Raw genomic sequence first — 16,144 nt, forward strand, 5'->3', positions numbered from 1 at the left:
GCCTCGATGTTGTCCATCTAGGCAGCGCACCACTTTGCTATTCGCCGCACCGGCTCAGCTCGGTGCCTTCGACTTCTACTCGTCTTCTTCCTCTGCTTCGTCCCACGCTTCATTGCGTGCCTGGACCTTCGCCATCGCCGCTTCGGCTTCCGCAACCGTGTCATATGGGCCAAGCAATTGCGACCAATCAGACTGCGGGCCCTTCTCCACGGTCTTGGTTGAGACGTTGTACCAGTACTGGCCTTCGCCCGGGGTGCCAACTGTGCTCATGGAAAACTCCTCTAATCTCGAATCATGCTATTGCCTCCACGGTATCCCAACCGGTGGAAAATAGGTGGAACACCACCTGTTCTATTGGCTATCTCCTAGCGAAGCGGCCGATACGTGAAGCTAGAATAAAACCATGGCTATTGCTTCAACTGCACCACTTGGAAATCTCACCCCCGGCACGGTATCCCCGGAACTTCCGGTACCGAAATACATTGAACGCCCCGAATACGTTGGCAAGAAGGAACCTGCCACCAACACGGCTTCGGAAATCAAGAGCCCGGAAGTCATCGAACGCATTCGCGTAGCTTCGAGAATTGCCGCACAGGCACTGCAGGAAGTTGGCAAGGCCTGCCAGCCAGGGGCCACCACCGACCAGCTCGATCGCCTAGGCCACGAATTCCTCATGGATCACAATGCCTACCCGTCAACCCTGGGCTACCGCGGCTTCCCCAAGTCGCTGTGCTCCTCGTTGAACGAGGTCATCTGCCATGGCATCCCGGACACTACGGTGTTGCAAGATGGCGACATCATCAATATCGATATCACCGCCTTCATCGGGGGCGTCCACGGAGACAACAACGCCACCTTCCTGGTCGGCGACGTGGATGAAGAATCGCGCTTGCTGGTTGAGCGCACCGAAAACTCGCTGAAGCGTGCCATCAAGGCCGTGATGCCAGGCCGTGAGATCAATGTGATTGGCCGAAGCATTGAAACCTACGCCAAGCGGTTCGGCTACGGTGTGGTCCGCGACTTCACCGGCCACGGAGTGGGCGAGGCCTTCCACTCCGGCTTGATCATTCCGCACTACGATGCGGCCCCCGCCTACAGCACCTTGATTGAGCCGGGCATGGTCTTCACCATCGAGCCGATGCTCACTTTGGGCACCGTCGAATGGGATATGTGGGAAGACGACTGGACCGTGACCACCAAGGACAAGAAGCGCACCGCGCAGTTCGAGCACACCTTGCTGGTCACCGACGATGGCGCCGAAATTCTCACCCTGCCATAGCCGCTGCGATACCTACGGCAAACGCCAGTGCCCGCTACCTCGAAAGGTTTTGTGCACTGGCGTTTGTTCTATGCGAAAACTGCTAGTCGGCCGAGAGCGGACGCTGAGTTCCCTGCGGAACCTTGCCCCGTCGATCGCGCAGCCGGGCAATTGAGGTTTCGAAATCAGTCAGTGACTGGAAGTTGTGATAGACACTGGCAAAGCGCAGGTAAGCGACTTCGTCGAGCCGCGACAATGGCTCCAAGATCGCCAGGCCCACCTGGTGTGCCGGGATTTCAGCGGCACCGGAGGTCCGGACCGCCTCTTCGACTTCCTGGGCCAAGATGGCAAGATCGTGATCGGTGACCGGGCGGCCCTGACAGGCCTTGCGGACACCGTTAATGACTTTGTTGCGCGAGAACGGTTCTACGGCTCCGGACTGCTTGAGCACGTTAAGGCTCGCAGTTTCGGTGGTGGTGAATCGGCGCGAGCAGGCAGTGCACTGGCGGCGGCGGCGGATCGAGACGCCGTCGTCGGCAACTCGGCTATCGACCACGCGGGAATCCGCATTGCGGCAATACGGGCAGTTCACGGCACCTCCATCTGTAGCCTAAGAAGCATTCTCGGTTCACCCACGGTGGCAAGAATCAACTCATGTCACCTAACAGTTTAGCGTCTATTGCGCGTTTCGCACCGCGACCGCGTCGCCGTGGGCTGGCAGGTCCTCAGCATTGGCAAGATTAATCACGTGAGCGGCCACTTCACCCAGGGCTGCCTTGTCGTAGTTGATCACCTGAATCGCCTTCAAGAAGGTATTCACGTTCAAGCCCGAGGCGTGCAGCGCAGTGCCACTGGTTGGCAGCACGTGGTTGGAGCCTGCGCAGTAGTCGCCCAGGGACACCGGAGCATATGCTCCGACAAACACGGCGCCAGCCGCGGTGATGCGGGCGGCGGTGGCTTCTGCCTCGGCCACCATGATTTCCAGGTGCTCGGCGGCGTAGGCGTTGCACACCTCGATGCCCTGTTCCAGGTCCTTGACCAAGATGACGGCAGACTGGGCGCCCGAGAGCGCGTCCGTCACGCGTTTGTTGTGCTTGGTGGCGGCAACCTGCACCATAAGTTCCTTGCGCACACCGGCAGCTAGTTCTGGCGAATCGGTAATCAGCACGGCTGCGGCGTTGGCGTCGTGTTCTGCCTGCGAGATCATATCGGCAGCGACGAAGCTCGGGTTAGCTCCCTTATCGGCGAGGATCGCAATTTCCGTTGGACCGGCTTCAGCGTCAATCCCTACCACGCCCTTTACCAAGCGCTTGGCGGTCGCCACGAACACGTTGCCTGGACCGGAGATCACGTCAACCGGCTCGATGCCGCCACGTTCATCATTCGGCATGTCCACCCCGTAGGCGAACGCTGCAACAGCCTGGGCACCGCCCATGGCGTGCACCTCATCGATGCCCAGCAGCTTGGCCGCAGCCAGGATGGTGGGGTGCGGCAGTCCGGCGAATTCCTTCTGCGGCGGGCTGGCCAGGGCCAGCGAGCTGACGCCGGCCGCCTGTGCAGGTACGGCGTTCATGATGACCGAGGAAGGGTAGACGGCCAGGCCACCTGGCACGTACAGTCCGACGCGGCGCACCGGAACCCAACGCTGGGTGACGGTTGCCCCGGTGGCGTAACGGACTTCGGCGTCTTCGGGGCGCTGGGCTTTGGCGAATACGCGGGCACGGTCAATTGATTCTTCCAGCGCCAGACGGACCTTCGGGTCCAATTCTTCCAGGGCACGGTCCAGCTCATGCTGCGGCACACGAGTATGTTCCAGCTCGACGTGGTCAAAGCGCTTGGCCAGGTCCTTGAGGGTTTCCATGCCATGGGCACGGACATCGTCGATGATCTGCTGCACGGTTTCGGCAGCGGTCTGGGAGTTCACCTCTGGGCGCGGCAGCTTGGCTTTCAGCTGTGCGTAGCTCAGGGATTCGTTGCGCCAATCAAGGGTGGCGAGTGCTGAGAATTCGGTTTCTGGAATAGTGCTCACCCACCTAGTTTAACGCCGATGACCGGGGAAGGTTTTATTAGTTACCTTCCCCGGTCATCCAAGCCGTCATTCGATTCCCTACACGTCCAGGCAGTGCGGGCCCAGCAGCACCTTCAAATCGCCGAATAGAGCAGGATTAGGGTTCACCCTGAAGTTCATGCCCAGGCGCAGCAGCGAGGTGCCGCGGCTGCCGGTGAGCTTTACCCGCACCTCGGTGTTGCCGCTGTGCGTGCGCAGCACATCGCCCAGCCTCTGCACCAAGGTTTCGGTGGCCTTGTGCGTCGGAATGCCGATGACTACCGGTCCCCCGTTGGCATCCTCGGAAATTTCCGGGATCATCATTTCCTGCGCGTTCAGGGTGATCGAGCCATCATCGCGACGCTGCACACGGCCCTTGATCACCACGATCAGGTCATCGGCCAGGATCTCGGCGATCGGCTGGTAGGCCTGGCCGAAGAACATGACCTCCATCGAACCGGAGAGGTCTTCGATCTCGCAGCGCGCATACGGGTTGCCGCTCTTCTTGGCGATGCGCCGTTGCAGACCGGAAATCATGCCGGCGATGGAAATGATGTGGCCGTCCTGCGGACCGTCATCCGAGAGCACGTGCGTGACCGGCATGTCAGCGTACTGGTCCAGGGCCGAGCCCAGGCCCTGCAGCGGGTGGTCGGAGACGTACAGGCCGAGCATGTCTCGCTCGTAGGCCAGCTTCTCCTTCTTGTCCCAATCGGGAATGTCGGGGATCGCCACATGCATAGACTCCGAGGATTCGTCCGAGCCCAGGGCGCTGAACAGGTCGAACTGGTTTGCCGCCTCGTTGCGCTTGACCTGAATCACCGAATCCACGGCTTCTTCGTGGATGGCCACCAGCGCCCGGCGCGGGTGCTTCATGGAGTCGAAGGCCCCGGCCTTGATCAGCGATTCAATGGTTCGCTTGTTGCAGACCACGGCCGGGACCTTGCCCAGGAAATCGTTGAAGTCGTTGTAGTTGCCCTTCTCGGTGCGGGCCTCGACCATGCCGGCCACCGCATTGGTGCCGACGTTGCGGATGGCGCCCATGCCGAAGCGGATGTCCTTGCCCACTGGGGTGAAGTTCAACGCCGATTCGTTGACATCCGGCGGCAGCACGGTGATGCCGATGTGGCGGCATTCGTTCAGGTACAGCGCCAGCTTGTCCTTGTCATCGCCCACCGAGGTCAGCAGCGCGGCCATGTATTCGGCCGGGTAGTGCGCCTTGAGGTAGGCGGTCCAATACGAGACCACACCGTATGCCGCTGAGTGGGCTTTATTGAATGCGTAGTCGGAGAAGGGAAGCAGGATGTCCCACAGGGTCTGCACGGCGGCGTCGGAGTATCCGTTGTCGTTCATGCCCTGCTTGAAGCCGGCGAACTGCTTATCCAGTTCCGACTTCTTCTTCTTGCCCATGGCACGGCGCAAGATATCTGCCTGGCCCAGCGAGTAGCCGGCCAGCTTCTGCGCAATAGCCATAACCTGCTCCTGATACACGATCAGGCCGTAGGTGCCGCCGAGGATCTCTGCCAGCGGCTCGGCGAGCTCCGGGTGGATTGGGGTGACATCCTGCAACCCGGTCTTGCGCAGGGCGTAGTTGGTGTGGGAGTTGGCACCCATCGGGCCCGGGCGGTACAGCGCGATCACTGCGGAGATGTCTTCGAAGTTATCGGGGCGCATCATCTTCAGCAGCGAGCGCATGGGACCGCCATCGAGCTGGAACACGCCCAGGGTGTCGCCGCGGGCCAGCAGGTTGTAGGCCTCGGGGTCCTCGATGGTCAGGGTTTCGAGGTCGATTTTCGTGCCGGTGTTGTACTCGATGTTCTCCAGGGCATCGGAAATGATGGTGAGGTTGCGCAACCCCAAGAAGTCCATCTTGATCAGCCCCAGGCCTTCGCAGGTCGGGTAGTCGAACTGGGTGATGACCTGGCCATCCTGGATACGGCGCATGATCGGCACGACGTCGATGATCGGGTCCGAACTCATGATCACGCCGGCGGCGTGCACGCCCCACTGGCGCTTCAGGCCTTCCAGGCCCTTGGCCGTTTCGAAGACACGGGCCGCTTCCGGGTCATTGGCCACCAGGTTGCGGAAGTCCCCTGCTTCGGAGTAGCGCTTGGATTGCGGGTTGTCGATGTCGTTGAGCGGGATGTCCTTGGCCATCACTGCCGGCGGCAGCGCCTTGGTCAGGGATTCGCCCATGCTGAACGGGTAGCCCAGCACGCGCGAGGAGTCCTTCAGCGCCTGCTTGGTCTTGATCGAACCGTAGGTCACGATCATCGATACGCGTTCATCGCCGTACTTCTCGGTCACGTACTTGATGACCTCAGAACGGCGGCGATCATCGAAGTCGACGTCGAAGTCGGGCATGGAAACGCGTTCCGGATTCAGGAAACGCTCGAAGATCAGGCCGTGCACCAGCGGGTCCAGGTCGGTGATGCGCATGGCGTAGGCGACCATGGAACCGGCACCGGAACCACGACCAGGGCCAACACGGATGCCGTGGTCCTTGGACCAGTTGATGAAGTCGGCCACCACCAGGAAGTAGCCCGGGAAGCCCATCTTGATGATGACGTCCAGCTCGTAGTCCGCCTGCTTGCGCGAAGCTTCGGGGATGCCATTCGGGTAGCGGTAGTGCAGCCCCTTGTCGACTTCCTTGATCAGCCAGCTGGTCTCGTCCTCCCCCGGCGGGCAAGGGAATTTAGGCATGTAGTTGGCGTTCGTGTCGAATGAGACCTCGACGCGATCGGCGATCGCCAGCGTGTTATCGCAGGCTTCGGGGAATTCCTTGAACAGTTCGCGCATTTCGCGCGCAGACTTCAGGTAGTAGCCGGTGCCGGAGAAAGCGAAGCGGCTGCCGCCCTGGTCATAGGTGGGCTCGTCAAGCGTGGAGCCGGAGTTGATGGCCAGCAGCGCTTCATGGGCCTTGGCATCCGACTCGTGGGTGTAGTGCAGGTCGTTGGTGGCCACCAGCGGAATGCTCAGTTCCTTGGCCAGGCGCAGCAGGTCCTTGGTGATGCGGCGTTCGATCTCCAGACCGTGGTCCATGATCTCGCAGAAATAGTTTTCCTTGCCGAACAAATCCTGCAGTTCAGCCGCGGCCGCCTTCGCCGCATCATACTGGCCCAGGCGAAGCTTGGTCTGGACTTCACCCGACGGGCAGCCGGTGGTGGCGATGATGCCTTCGTGGTGCTCGTTGAGCAGCTCGCGGTCCCAGCGCGGGTATTTGCCGAACACGGAGTCCAGCGAGGCGCGGGAGGAACCCTTGAAAAGGTTGTCCATGCCCTTGTTGTTGTACGAGAGCAGGGTCATGTGGTTGTAGAGGCCGCCACCGGAAACGTCATCGCCCTTTTGCGATTCGTCGGTACGCCATTTCACGCGGGTCTTGTCATCGCGCGCGGTGCCCGGGGTGACATAGGCTTCTACGCCGATGATCGGCTTAACGCCGGCTCCGGTGGCTTGGCGCCAGAAATCGAAGGCACCGAACAGATAGCCATGGTCGGTAATCGCCATGGCTTCCATGCCCTGCCGGTTGGCTTCAGCGAAGAGTTCGCCGAGGCGCGCCGCACCGTCCAGCATGGAATATTCGGTGTGGGTATGAAGATGGACAAATCCGTCACGTGTAGCACTCACCCAACCAGTCTAGCGATCAAACCCGGACTTGGGCTCACCCCGGCGCGGTGCTGTGGCTAGCACGACACAAGGTGCTGCCAGCCAGTGGCCAACAGCACCTTGGAGCTTAGTATCCGCCTTCGCGCAGCAGCTCGACGGCCCCCTCCAGATCCGCAGGATATTCACTTTCGTATTCCATCCACTGGCCGGAGACCGGATGGGAGAATCCAAGACGCTTTGCATGCAGCCACTGGCGGGTCAGGCCCAGAGCGGCACCCAGCTTAGGATCTGCCCCGTAGGTCTGGTCCCCGGCGCAGGGGTGGCCGAAGGCTGAGAAGTGGACTCGGATCTGGTGGGTGCGCCCGGTTTCCAGATGCACCTCGACCAGCGAGGCACGTCCGAAGGCCTCGATCACCTTGTAGTGGGTGACCGAGTCTCGCCCGCCATCCAGGACAGCGAACTTCCAGTCATGGCCCGGGTGGCGGCCGATCGGCGCATCGATGGTGCCCTCCAGCGGGTCTGGCAAGCCCTGCACCACCGCGTGGTAGATCTTCTTGGGGGTGCGTTCCTTGAAGGCGCGCTTCAGCTCGGTGTAGGCGCGTTCGGTTTTCGCTACGACCATCAGGCCGCTGGTGCCAACGTCCAGGCGGTGCACGATGCCTTGGCGTTCGGCAGCACCGGAAGTGGTGATGTTGTAGCCCTCGGCCATGAGTGCCCCGACAACTGTCGGGCCAACCCAGCCTGGGGATGGATGGGCTGCGACGCCCACGGGCTTATCGATGACCACATAGTCATCGTCGTCCGCGATAATCTTCAGCTCTTCCACTTTCTCAACCTTAATTTCTAATGGGTCTGCCTGCGGTGGGATGGTGACTACCAGCTGGTCCCCCGCCTTGATTTTCAAGGATTTGGCAATGGTTCGCCCGTTGACCTGGATCTGCGAATCCTTGCACAGGCTCGAGGCCAAGGTGCGCGGGATTTGCAGGGACCGGGAGATATAGGCGTCGAGGCGCGCGCCGGCATCGGCTGGGTCAACCAGCAGTTCGTGAATCGTAGTTTCGTTCGAGATCATTCGTTTGGTTCTGCTTCGCCCTTGTTGGACTGGTCTTTCTTTGGAGGATCGCCAATGCTGCCATCCAGGTTGCGCCCGCGGATAAGCATGTACGCCACGGCGATCATGGAGCAGACGATGAAGGAGTCGGCGACGTTGAAGATGGCGAAGTGGGTGACGGACAGCATGTCCACCACATGGCCGAATCCGAAGCCCGGTTCACGGAACAGCCGGTCCACGACATTGCCCAGGACACCTCCGAGCAGGCAGCCCAAGGCAATGGCCCAGCTTCTGGCCAGTACCTTGCGGAATAGCAGGTAGATGACGTAGATCGCCACGGCGGATTGCAGGATCGCGAAGACTATGGTGAAGTCTTCGCCGATGGAGAAGGCAGCACCGGGGTTCAGGATGTAGTGGATGTTGAAGAATCCCGGAATCACTTCAATTGATTGGCCAAGCCGCATGTTCTGTTCAACGACAATTTTGACGGTTTGGTCCAGTACCAGCGCGATCAGAGCGATCACGAGGCCAAGGCCAACGTATTTCTTCGCCTTCGCGCCCGCGTTCCCGGATTGAACTGCATCCACAGTGGTACCCATTATTTCCTCTTAAACGTCAACGGTGGTGATCGGAATGTATCCGTTCACCACCGTTGATCTTACTTGATAGCTAGATCAAGTTATGAACTGTCAGCGACTAGTTAGTCTTGCCTGCTGCACCAGCATCGATCGACCCCTGGGACTCAAGGTCACGCAGCTGTCCTTCGATGTAGGTCTTCAGGCGAGCACGGTAATCGCGTTCGAAGCCACGCAGCTGCTCGAGCTTGCGCTCCAGAACCGACTTCTGCTGTTCCAGGGCCGACAAGGTCTTGCGGCTCTTCTCTTCAGCGGTGGTGACCAAGGTGTTAGCTTCGGTCTTCGCTTCGGAGATGATCTTGTCACGCTGCTCGACACCGGCAGCGACGTATTCGTCGTGCAAACGCTGAGCCATGGACAGCACGTTGGCTGCCGACTCTGCGGATTCGGAGCGAGGAGCTGCAGCTGGTGCTGCTGCTGCGGCCGGAGCTGCAGGTGCCTTCTCTGCGGCGGCTGGCTTAGCTTCCGCCTTCTTTTCCTCAGCTGGCTTAGCAGCTGGGGTTTCTGCCTTTGCTGGCTCTGCAGGCTTAGCTTCTGCCTTCTTCTCTTCAGCTGGCTTGGCAGCTGGAGCAGCAGGAGTAGCGGGAGCGGCCGATACAGGTGCAGGAACAGCCTGCTCCTTCGATACCGAACCTGCATCTTCGCCAAGTTCGGCAAGGCGGCTGCGCAGAGCCTCGTTCTCACCGGTTAGGCGACGCAGTTCCACAACGATTTCGTCGAGGAAGTCATCTACCTCGTCTTGGTCGTAGCCTTCACGGAACTTGGTCGGCTGAAACCGCTTATTGACTACGTCTTCTGGCGTCAGAGCCATTGGGTCACCTCAATACTGGGATCATTTCCGCACGACCATTGTCTTGCCTTGCGAAACACTTACCGTTTTTGTCAGTGTCGCGACCGGTGAAGTCGGAGCACCATTTCCTAAAGGATATAACGATTTGGACAATTATTACGAAATCGAGCTTACGCGCGAGTCTCTTATTCTTTGAATCTACAGCTTTTGACTGCTCAGGACAATCCCCATGAAGCACGGAAATGCCCTAATCAGATCCCTGTCCTGAGCCCTAGGTTGGCTACCACCGCTTTGAGAATGATTACGACGATAAACAACACAAGAAACGACAGGTCAAGGCGGATTCCGCCGAGATCCAGGGGTTTGATCTTCCGGCGCAACCAACGCAGCGGAGGATCGGTAATCGACACGATTGCACTTGCGACAATCAATGCGATGCCTTTGGGTCGCCAGTGGCGAGCAAAGCTTTCCGTTACATCCAACACAATTCTCATCAAGAGCAGAATCTGAAGGATGGCTAACGCGAGATAGATGATCCCGAACACCATTTTGTGCGTTTGCTCCTGGTGTCTTAGCTCTGGTTAAAGAAGGTTGCTTGCGCTTCAGACTGCTTGCGATCTTCACCGAGGACCTCAACGGTCGCCGGCGAGAGCAGGAAGACTTTGTTCGTGACTCGCTCAATGGAGCCATGCAGGGCGAAAACAAGTCCGGCCGAGAAGTCGACGAGGCGCTTGGCATCGGTTTCACCCATGTCGGTGACATTCATAATCACCGGGATGCCGTCACGGAAGTTCTCACCGATGATCTTGGCATCGTTATAAGAACGAGGGTGGACGGTAGTAATCTGACGCAATTCGGAATCCTCATCCCGTACTGAAGGGGCACGCTTAATCGGGGTGACCGGAGCACGGTATTCCGTCTCTGGTTCTCTAGCTTGGGTTTGCGGCGCAGCCTGCCTCGCGACAGGCTGTGGGCGTGGGGCTTCGGCAGGTCGCTTTGGAGCTGTGTCCTCAACTACCCGAACCTGGGTTTTGGGCTCAGCGTGTTGTGTCTGGGTCTCTTCCTGCTCGACGGCGTCCGCCAAGCCGAGATAGACCATTGCCTTACGCAGTCCGTCAGCCACGATGTTTCTCCTCGTTTATCCCATGCATGCAACCCCATTGCATGCTTCCGCTACTTCGACGCTACCGCACAAAATAATGCAGGCATCGTTCATTCGTTCAATTCTTGGCGGTGTGTCGCGCACGCCTACGCGGCTGTCCAGATGAGTCCGGCAAGGCGTCCTGCACTGCTTGAACGTCGGTAGGAATAGTAGCTTTCGTCTTCCAGGGTGCAGACACCGGATTGACGGACGTCGACCCCGAGGCCGCGCAGCTCTTGTTCGGCTGATGCCGGAAGGTCCAGCCCGTGGGTCCCCCAGCGGGTTGTGGTGCGGATCCCGGTGCGCGACTGTTCGGATTCCTGGGCCATATTTTCAGGAACTTCATAGCATCGGCCGCAGATCGAAGGGCCGATCACGGCTTCAATTGTGTCGGCGCCATGAGCTTTCAGGTCATCGACGGTATTGGCCAGGATCCCGTCGAGCAGCCCGCGCCTGCCGGCATGGGTCGCGGCGCTCAGGGTTTGCCCATTGCGTGAGTTTCGTCCAACAAAGAGCACCGGAAGGCAATCGGCCACCATCACCGCCAGGGGCTGGGTACCAGTTGGGTCCAGCAATCCGTCGCAGGTTGGCGCTGCAGGTTCTAGCCACGAGGTGCGCCGAACCGGCGTCACCTCATGTACATCGGCGGAGTGCACCTGGTTCATGAAGTTAAGAGAGAAGCGTCGAACCCCGATCAAGTCCTCCAATTTGGCTCGATTCTCCGCCACAAGGCGGGGATCGTCATTCACGTGCAGGGCGAGGTTGCCCTCAGCCTGCGATGTGAATGCCAGTTGGATGCTCGGATCGAGGTTCGACGCGAAATGTAGCACTGCTCAGCTTCTTGCTGTTTTTACTTCAGGAAGTCCGGGACATCCAGATCGTCGTTCGAACCATTCAGGTCCGAGTCGACAACATCTGGAAGGTCCTGGAAGGAGCTCGTCTGCTCTGCGGCAGCTGGCTTCTCATGAGCAACCTGAGCTGGCTTTGCAGCTTCGGTTGCAGCAGGTGCCGGGGTTTCTGGAATGCTCGCTGGCACTTGCTCAGCCGGGCGCGAGGAGACAGCTGGCTTTGCTGCGACCGGTGCCATTGGCTTGCTGGTGACATCTGGTTCGTCGAAGCCGGCAGCAATCACGGTGACGCGTGCTTCATCGCCCAAGGCGTCGTCAATGACGGCACCGAAGATGATGTTGGCTTCTGGGTGGGCAACTTCCTGCACAAGTCGTGCAGCTTCGTTGATTTCGAACAGGCCGAGGTCCGAGCCGCCCTGGATGGACAGCAGGACGCCGTGGGCTCCATCAATGGAAGCTTCGAGCAGTGGCGAGGCGATTGCCAATTCGGCTGCCTTAACTGCACGGTCTTCGCCCCGCGCCGAACCGATGCCCATCAATGCCGAGCCTGCGCCCTGCATCACGGACTTCACGTCGGCGAAGTCGAGGTTGATCAGGCCCGAGGTGGTGATCAGGTCGGTAATGCCCTGCACGCCGGAGAGCAGAACCTGGTCTGCTTGGCGGAATGCATCGAGCACCGACACGTTGCGATCCGAGATCGACAGCAGTCGATCGTTCGGGATCACGATGAGGGTATCTACTTCGTCGCGCAGGGCTTCGATGCCCGACTCGGCGGAGTTCGCACGGCGGCGACCCTCGAAGGTGAATGGACGGGTGACCACGCCGATGGTCAGCGCCCCAAGCGAGCGGGCGATGCGTGCCACGACCGGCGCGCCGCCGGTACCGGTACCGCCGCCTTCGCCGGCGGTCACGAAGACCATGTCTGCGCCGCGCAGGACGTCTTCGATTTCTTCTACATGATCTTCCGCTGCCTGGCGTCCCACATCAGGGTTGGCGCCAGCGCCCAGGCCACGAGTCAGTTCGCGTCCTACGTCCAGTTTGACGTCGGCATCACTCATAAGCAGAGCCTGAGCATCGGTGTTAATGGCGATGAACTCTACGCCCTTGAGACCGACTTCGATCATTCGATTGACTGCGTTTACACCGCCACCGCCGATTCCGACGACTTTAATGACCGCGAGGTAATTCTGTGGAGCTGCCACGTCCCGCTTCCCTTGTTAGATGTGCTACATATTTCACGACTCCAGCTAAAAACCTTCACCTTTAGCCTTAAGGTTAAGATCCTGTCAAGCTGTCGCTATTAGAAACGCTATGAGTCGTGTCGTCTTTCTGCAACGACCGCCTAGGCGTGTCGCTTATTCAAGACTATCTTTCCAGAATTTCTTGGCTTATTGGTCTTCCCGCGCCCAGAGCACCGCGACTTAATAGACCACGGGATTTTCTGGGTTGGTGACGTCGATAGTTGTCTTGGCCGCGTGCTTTTTCTCCAGCTCTTTCAAGAAGATCGTCGCCACTTCATTTTTCAGGGCCGCTTTCTTCGCGTCTCCCCAAATCAACGTACGGTTCTTCGGCAACGCCAATTCGGCGAAACCTGCCTTGGACAAGGTCGCCGTGGAGACTTCCTTGAGTACTTTCTTGTCAACGGTGCTCAAGATTCCGGTCAACAGCTTGAACTGCTCTGGATCAGCGGTTACGTCACTGGCCTTGATCTTAGGCAGCTTGTCCTTGTCTTCCTTGCCGACGGTGCGAAGCTTCTTGCCGGTCTCGGAGACCAGGTATTGCTTCTTGCCCTCCAGCAAGATGGCTACCGGCACAGCTTCGATCACCTCAACCACCAAGGTGTTAGGCATCTGGGCCTTGACCACGATCTCATCGATGGCCGGCTGCTCGCCGATCAGCTCCTGAACCTTCGCCTCAGAGATCCGCGGCAGCGGAATGCCCTTCAGCGGTTCCAGGGACTTCCCCAGCTTCTCGGAATTGACCAGCTTGGTGCCAGTTACTTCAATCTTCTTGGCAGCGATCACCGGTGAGAAGCTCAAGATCAGAACCGCAGCGAGGCTGAGCACGACTATGCACGCCGCGACAATAATCAGGATCTTGCGCCGCTTCCTCTCCGGGCTCTCCGGAAGTTCTACGACTTTTGCTGCTTCACCCATGGATCACCTTGGTAGACGGAAGTGGGCCAACTGCAGTGGCCTCGGACTCTGGACGGTATTCGTCAGCTCAGCGACTTGACGATGTCTGGGCCCAGCGCGGTGACATCACCGGCGCCAATGGTCATGATGACATCGCCTGGCTCGGCCTGCTCGACCACGTGCGCTACAGCGGCTGCCGGTGAAAGCACCTGGGCAGGAACCTCGACGCGCGATGCAATCAGTTCGCTGTTCACGCCATCGATAGGTTCTTCACGTGCCGGGTAGATATCCAGCACCGCCACCGAATCAGCCAGGGACAAGGCCTGGGCAAATTGGCGGTAGAACTCTTGGGTACGGCTAAACAGGTGCGGCTGGAAGACAATGTGCAGGCGGCCATTGCCTGCCACGGTGCGGCCAGCGGTCAGTGCTGCCTGCACCTCGGTTGGGTGGTGCGCGTAGTCGTCGTAGACACGGACCTCTGCAGCTTCACCCTTGAATTCGAATCGGCGGGCTGCACCGGAGAAGCTGGAGAGCGCCTGCAGCGCCTCGTCGACGTCCACACCGGCATCAATGCCAACAGACAATGCGGCGGCAGCGTTGAGCAGGTTGTGCTGGCCGGGCACTGCCAGGTCCAGGATGCGGCTTTGTCCGCTGCCCCATTCGATCGTCGCGGTGAAGCGGCCGTCTTCAGTGGCGCGGGCATTGGAAAGGCGGCGGTCGGCGTGATCGCTGAAGCCGTAGGTCTGCACACGGATATCCGGACGCTCTGCACGCATCTTGTGCGCCAGATCGCTGGAACCCTGATCATCTGCACAGCAGATCAGCAGGCCGACTGCTGGCAATAGCCGGGCGAAGTCCACGAAAGCCTGGTGCACTGCTTCAGCACTGCCGTAGTGGTCCAGGTGGTCGGCTTCGACGTTGGTCACGATAATGACGTCCGGCCGGTAGTTGAGGAAGGAAGCGTCGGATTCGTCCGCTTCCGCCACGAAGTAGGATCCGGCCCCGAGCTCGGCGTTGGTGCCCAGGCTTGGAATGTTCGCACCCACCGCGAAGCTTGGACGCGCGCCAATGGTCTTGAGCATATGCGCGGTCAACGAAGTGGTGGTGGTCTTGCCGTGGGTACCGGCGATGGTCACGATCTTCTCGTGGCCGCGCATGGTAGCTTCCAGGCCTTCGGAGCGGTGCAAGATACGCAGCCCGCGGCGCAAGGCCTCGTCGTATTCCGGGTTGCCGGCCTTGATGATCGAGGAGATCACCACAGTGTCGGCGTCGCCCAGGTTCGCTGCATCGTAGCCTACGTGGATGCGCGCTCCGCGCTCACGCAAGCCATCGAGCACCGGGAGATCCTTGGCGTCGGTGCCGGATACGGCCAGGCCGTAGTCGAGCATCAGCCGTGCAACCGCTGATACGCCAACCCCGCCTACACCCATCAGGTGTACCTTGCCCAGATCGGCGTTCAGTTCGTCGGCTCGCAATGCCATGGTTCTAGCCTTCCTGACCCGCACGGCGGCGGGTTGAAACTACTTCAATAATCCGTCGCGCCATGATCTGCGCGGCGTCGCGCTGCCCCAGTGAGGCAGCGGCTTGAGACATCTTTTCAAGTTTATGCTGATCGGTCAGCAGATTGATGACATTTTCGGTGATAAAGGACTTTGTGAATTCCGCGTCGGAGACCAGGACGGCTCCCCCAGCGGCGACCAATTCACGGGCGTTGAGCTTCTGCTCGCCATTGCCGATGGGCAGCGGAACCAAAACCGAGGCGGTGCCAGCTACGGCCAATTCGCAGACGGTGCCTGCTCCGGAGCGGCAGATCATCAAATCCGCGACGGCGTAGGCGTAGTCCATGCGGTCCACGTATTCGACCTGGGTGTACCCCTCATGGGCCAGCAGTTTGCCGGAGGCGTCAACAATCTGCTTGCCGCGTCCGGTGATGTGGATGGTGTGGATGCCAGCTGCGTTCAGCTCCTCCAGGGACTGCGCGATGGCGGTATTGATGCTCTGCGCTCCGGAGGATCCACCGGTGACCAGCAGCACTGGCTTCTCGCCGGTGGTACCGAAGTACCCGCGGGCTTCGTCGCGCAGCGCGGCCTTGTCCATGGTGGCAACGTGGGAGCGCATCGGCATGCCTACCTGCACCTCGCCGGGCAGGCCGGTGTCAGCGAAGGTGGTTCCGACAAACGCGGCGTTCCTTGCGCCGAGCTTGTTGGCCATGCCGGCAACGGAGTTCGCCTCATGCACGAAGATCGGCAGCTTCAGCTGCTTCGCGGCAAGATATGCCGGGGTGCAGACATAGCCGCCTACGCCCAGGACGGCTTCCGCCTTGGTGGTGCGCAGAACGTTCTTTGCGTTGTTGATGGCCTTGATGAAACGGAATGGGAACTTGAGCAGATCCAAATTGATGCTTCGTGGCATCGGGGCCTTGGGAATGAGTTCGAGCGTGTAGCCGGCTTCGGGCACCAGCTTGGTTTCCAGGCCCCCTGGAGAACCCAACGCGGTGACCTTTGCTTCGGGATGCTCAGCCTTCACGGCATCAGCTATGGCCAGCATGGGCGAGATATGGCCGGCAGTTCCGCCGCCGGCGACGACCAGGCGAAGTGCTTCGCTCATCTGTTGCTGTACTCCTTCGTCCTGCCAAA

At 59.8% G+C, this 16,144-nt stretch carries 15 protein-coding genes; 1 reads left to right on the plus strand and 14 read right to left on the minus strand.

The features are described from left to right. Positions 1–75: 75 nt before the first annotated feature. Complete coding sequence (locus ACRDT3_RS16330; protein ID WP_431493989.1) at positions 76–270, minus strand: SPOR domain-containing protein; 195 nt, start codon at positions 268–270, stop codon at positions 76–78. A 133-nt stretch (positions 271–403) separates the two neighbouring features. Here ACRDT3_RS16330 and map point away from each other — a divergent pair, with 133 nt between their 5' ends. Further along, positions 404–1,279 (plus strand): type I methionyl aminopeptidase, encoded by an 876-nt coding sequence (map, locus tag ACRDT3_RS16335; protein ID WP_431493990.1) that lies wholly within the window; start codon positions 404–406, stop codon positions 1,277–1,279. An 82-nt stretch (positions 1,280–1,361) separates the two neighbouring features. Here map and nrdR read toward each other — a convergent pair whose 3' ends face one another. The 13 genes from nrdR to murG form a co-directional block, all read right to left on the minus strand. Then, on the minus strand, positions 1,362–1,850 hold the full coding sequence (gene nrdR / locus ACRDT3_RS16340) for a transcriptional regulator NrdR (protein WP_431493991.1): 489 nt from the start codon (positions 1,848–1,850) through the stop codon (positions 1,362–1,364). Between the two features lie 84 nt (positions 1,851–1,934). Next, complete coding sequence (hisD, locus tag ACRDT3_RS16345; RefSeq protein ID WP_431493992.1) at positions 1,935–3,287, minus strand: histidinol dehydrogenase; 1,353 nt, start codon at positions 3,285–3,287, stop codon at positions 1,935–1,937. 78 nt (positions 3,288–3,365) lie between these two features. Then, on the minus strand, positions 3,366–6,929 hold the full coding sequence (gene dnaE, locus ACRDT3_RS16350; RefSeq protein WP_431493993.1) for a DNA polymerase III subunit alpha: 3,564 nt from the start codon (positions 6,927–6,929) through the stop codon (positions 3,366–3,368). A gap of 106 nt (positions 6,930–7,035) precedes the next feature. After that, the gene (locus ACRDT3_RS16355; RefSeq protein ID WP_431493994.1) at positions 7,036–7,980 is read right to left on the minus strand and encodes an RluA family pseudouridine synthase; all 945 of its coding nucleotides are present in this window, start codon (positions 7,978–7,980) and stop codon (positions 7,036–7,038) included. Beyond that, positions 7,977–8,558 (minus strand): signal peptidase II, encoded by a 582-nt coding sequence (gene lspA / locus ACRDT3_RS16360; RefSeq protein ID WP_431493995.1) that lies wholly within the window; start codon positions 8,556–8,558, stop codon positions 7,977–7,979. The genes ACRDT3_RS16355 and lspA overlap by 4 nt, the downstream gene beginning before the upstream one ends. A 97-nt stretch (positions 8,559–8,655) precedes the next feature. Further along, complete coding sequence (locus ACRDT3_RS16365; RefSeq protein WP_431493996.1) at positions 8,656–9,405, minus strand: DivIVA domain-containing protein; 750 nt, start codon at positions 9,403–9,405, stop codon at positions 8,656–8,658. Positions 9,406–9,635: 230 nt separating this feature from the next. Next, positions 9,636–9,932 carry a YggT family protein gene (locus ACRDT3_RS16370; RefSeq protein WP_105656794.1) on the minus strand — a complete coding sequence of 99 codons (297 nt, stop codon included), beginning with the start codon at positions 9,930–9,932 and terminating at the stop codon, positions 9,636–9,638. A gap of 23 nt (positions 9,933–9,955) precedes the next feature. After that, the gene (locus ACRDT3_RS16375) at positions 9,956–10,507 is read right to left on the minus strand and encodes a cell division protein SepF (protein WP_105656795.1); all 552 of its coding nucleotides are present in this window, start codon (positions 10,505–10,507) and stop codon (positions 9,956–9,958) included. 125 nt (positions 10,508–10,632) lie between these two features. After that, positions 10,633–11,355, minus strand: a complete 723-nt coding sequence (locus ACRDT3_RS16380; protein WP_431493997.1) for a polyphenol oxidase family protein — start codon at positions 11,353–11,355, stop codon at positions 10,633–10,635. Positions 11,356–11,375: 20 nt separating this feature from the next. Then, positions 11,376–12,575 (minus strand): cell division protein FtsZ, encoded by a 1,200-nt coding sequence (ftsZ, locus tag ACRDT3_RS16385; protein ID WP_431493998.1) that lies wholly within the window; start codon positions 12,573–12,575, stop codon positions 11,376–11,378. Positions 12,576–12,794: 219 nt separating this feature from the next. Next, positions 12,795–13,529: a cell division protein FtsQ/DivIB gene (locus tag ACRDT3_RS16390; protein ID WP_431493999.1), complete on the minus strand. Its 735-nt coding sequence runs from the start codon at positions 13,527–13,529 to the stop codon at positions 12,795–12,797. A gap of 62 nt (positions 13,530–13,591) precedes the next feature. Continuing rightward, positions 13,592–14,989, minus strand: a complete 1,398-nt coding sequence (murC, locus tag ACRDT3_RS16395; protein ID WP_431494000.1) for a UDP-N-acetylmuramate--L-alanine ligase — start codon at positions 14,987–14,989, stop codon at positions 13,592–13,594. Between the two features lie 4 nt (positions 14,990–14,993). Beyond that, entirely contained in the window at positions 14,994–16,115 is a 1,122-nt protein-coding gene (gene murG / locus ACRDT3_RS16400) for an undecaprenyldiphospho-muramoylpentapeptide beta-N-acetylglucosaminyltransferase (protein WP_431494001.1), read from the minus strand. Between the last annotated feature and the right edge of the window lie 29 nt (positions 16,116–16,144).

It is taken from the genome of Glutamicibacter sp. (genome assembly GCF_050701915.1).
Classification (GTDB): Bacteria; Actinomycetota; Actinomycetes; order Actinomycetales; family Micrococcaceae; genus Glutamicibacter.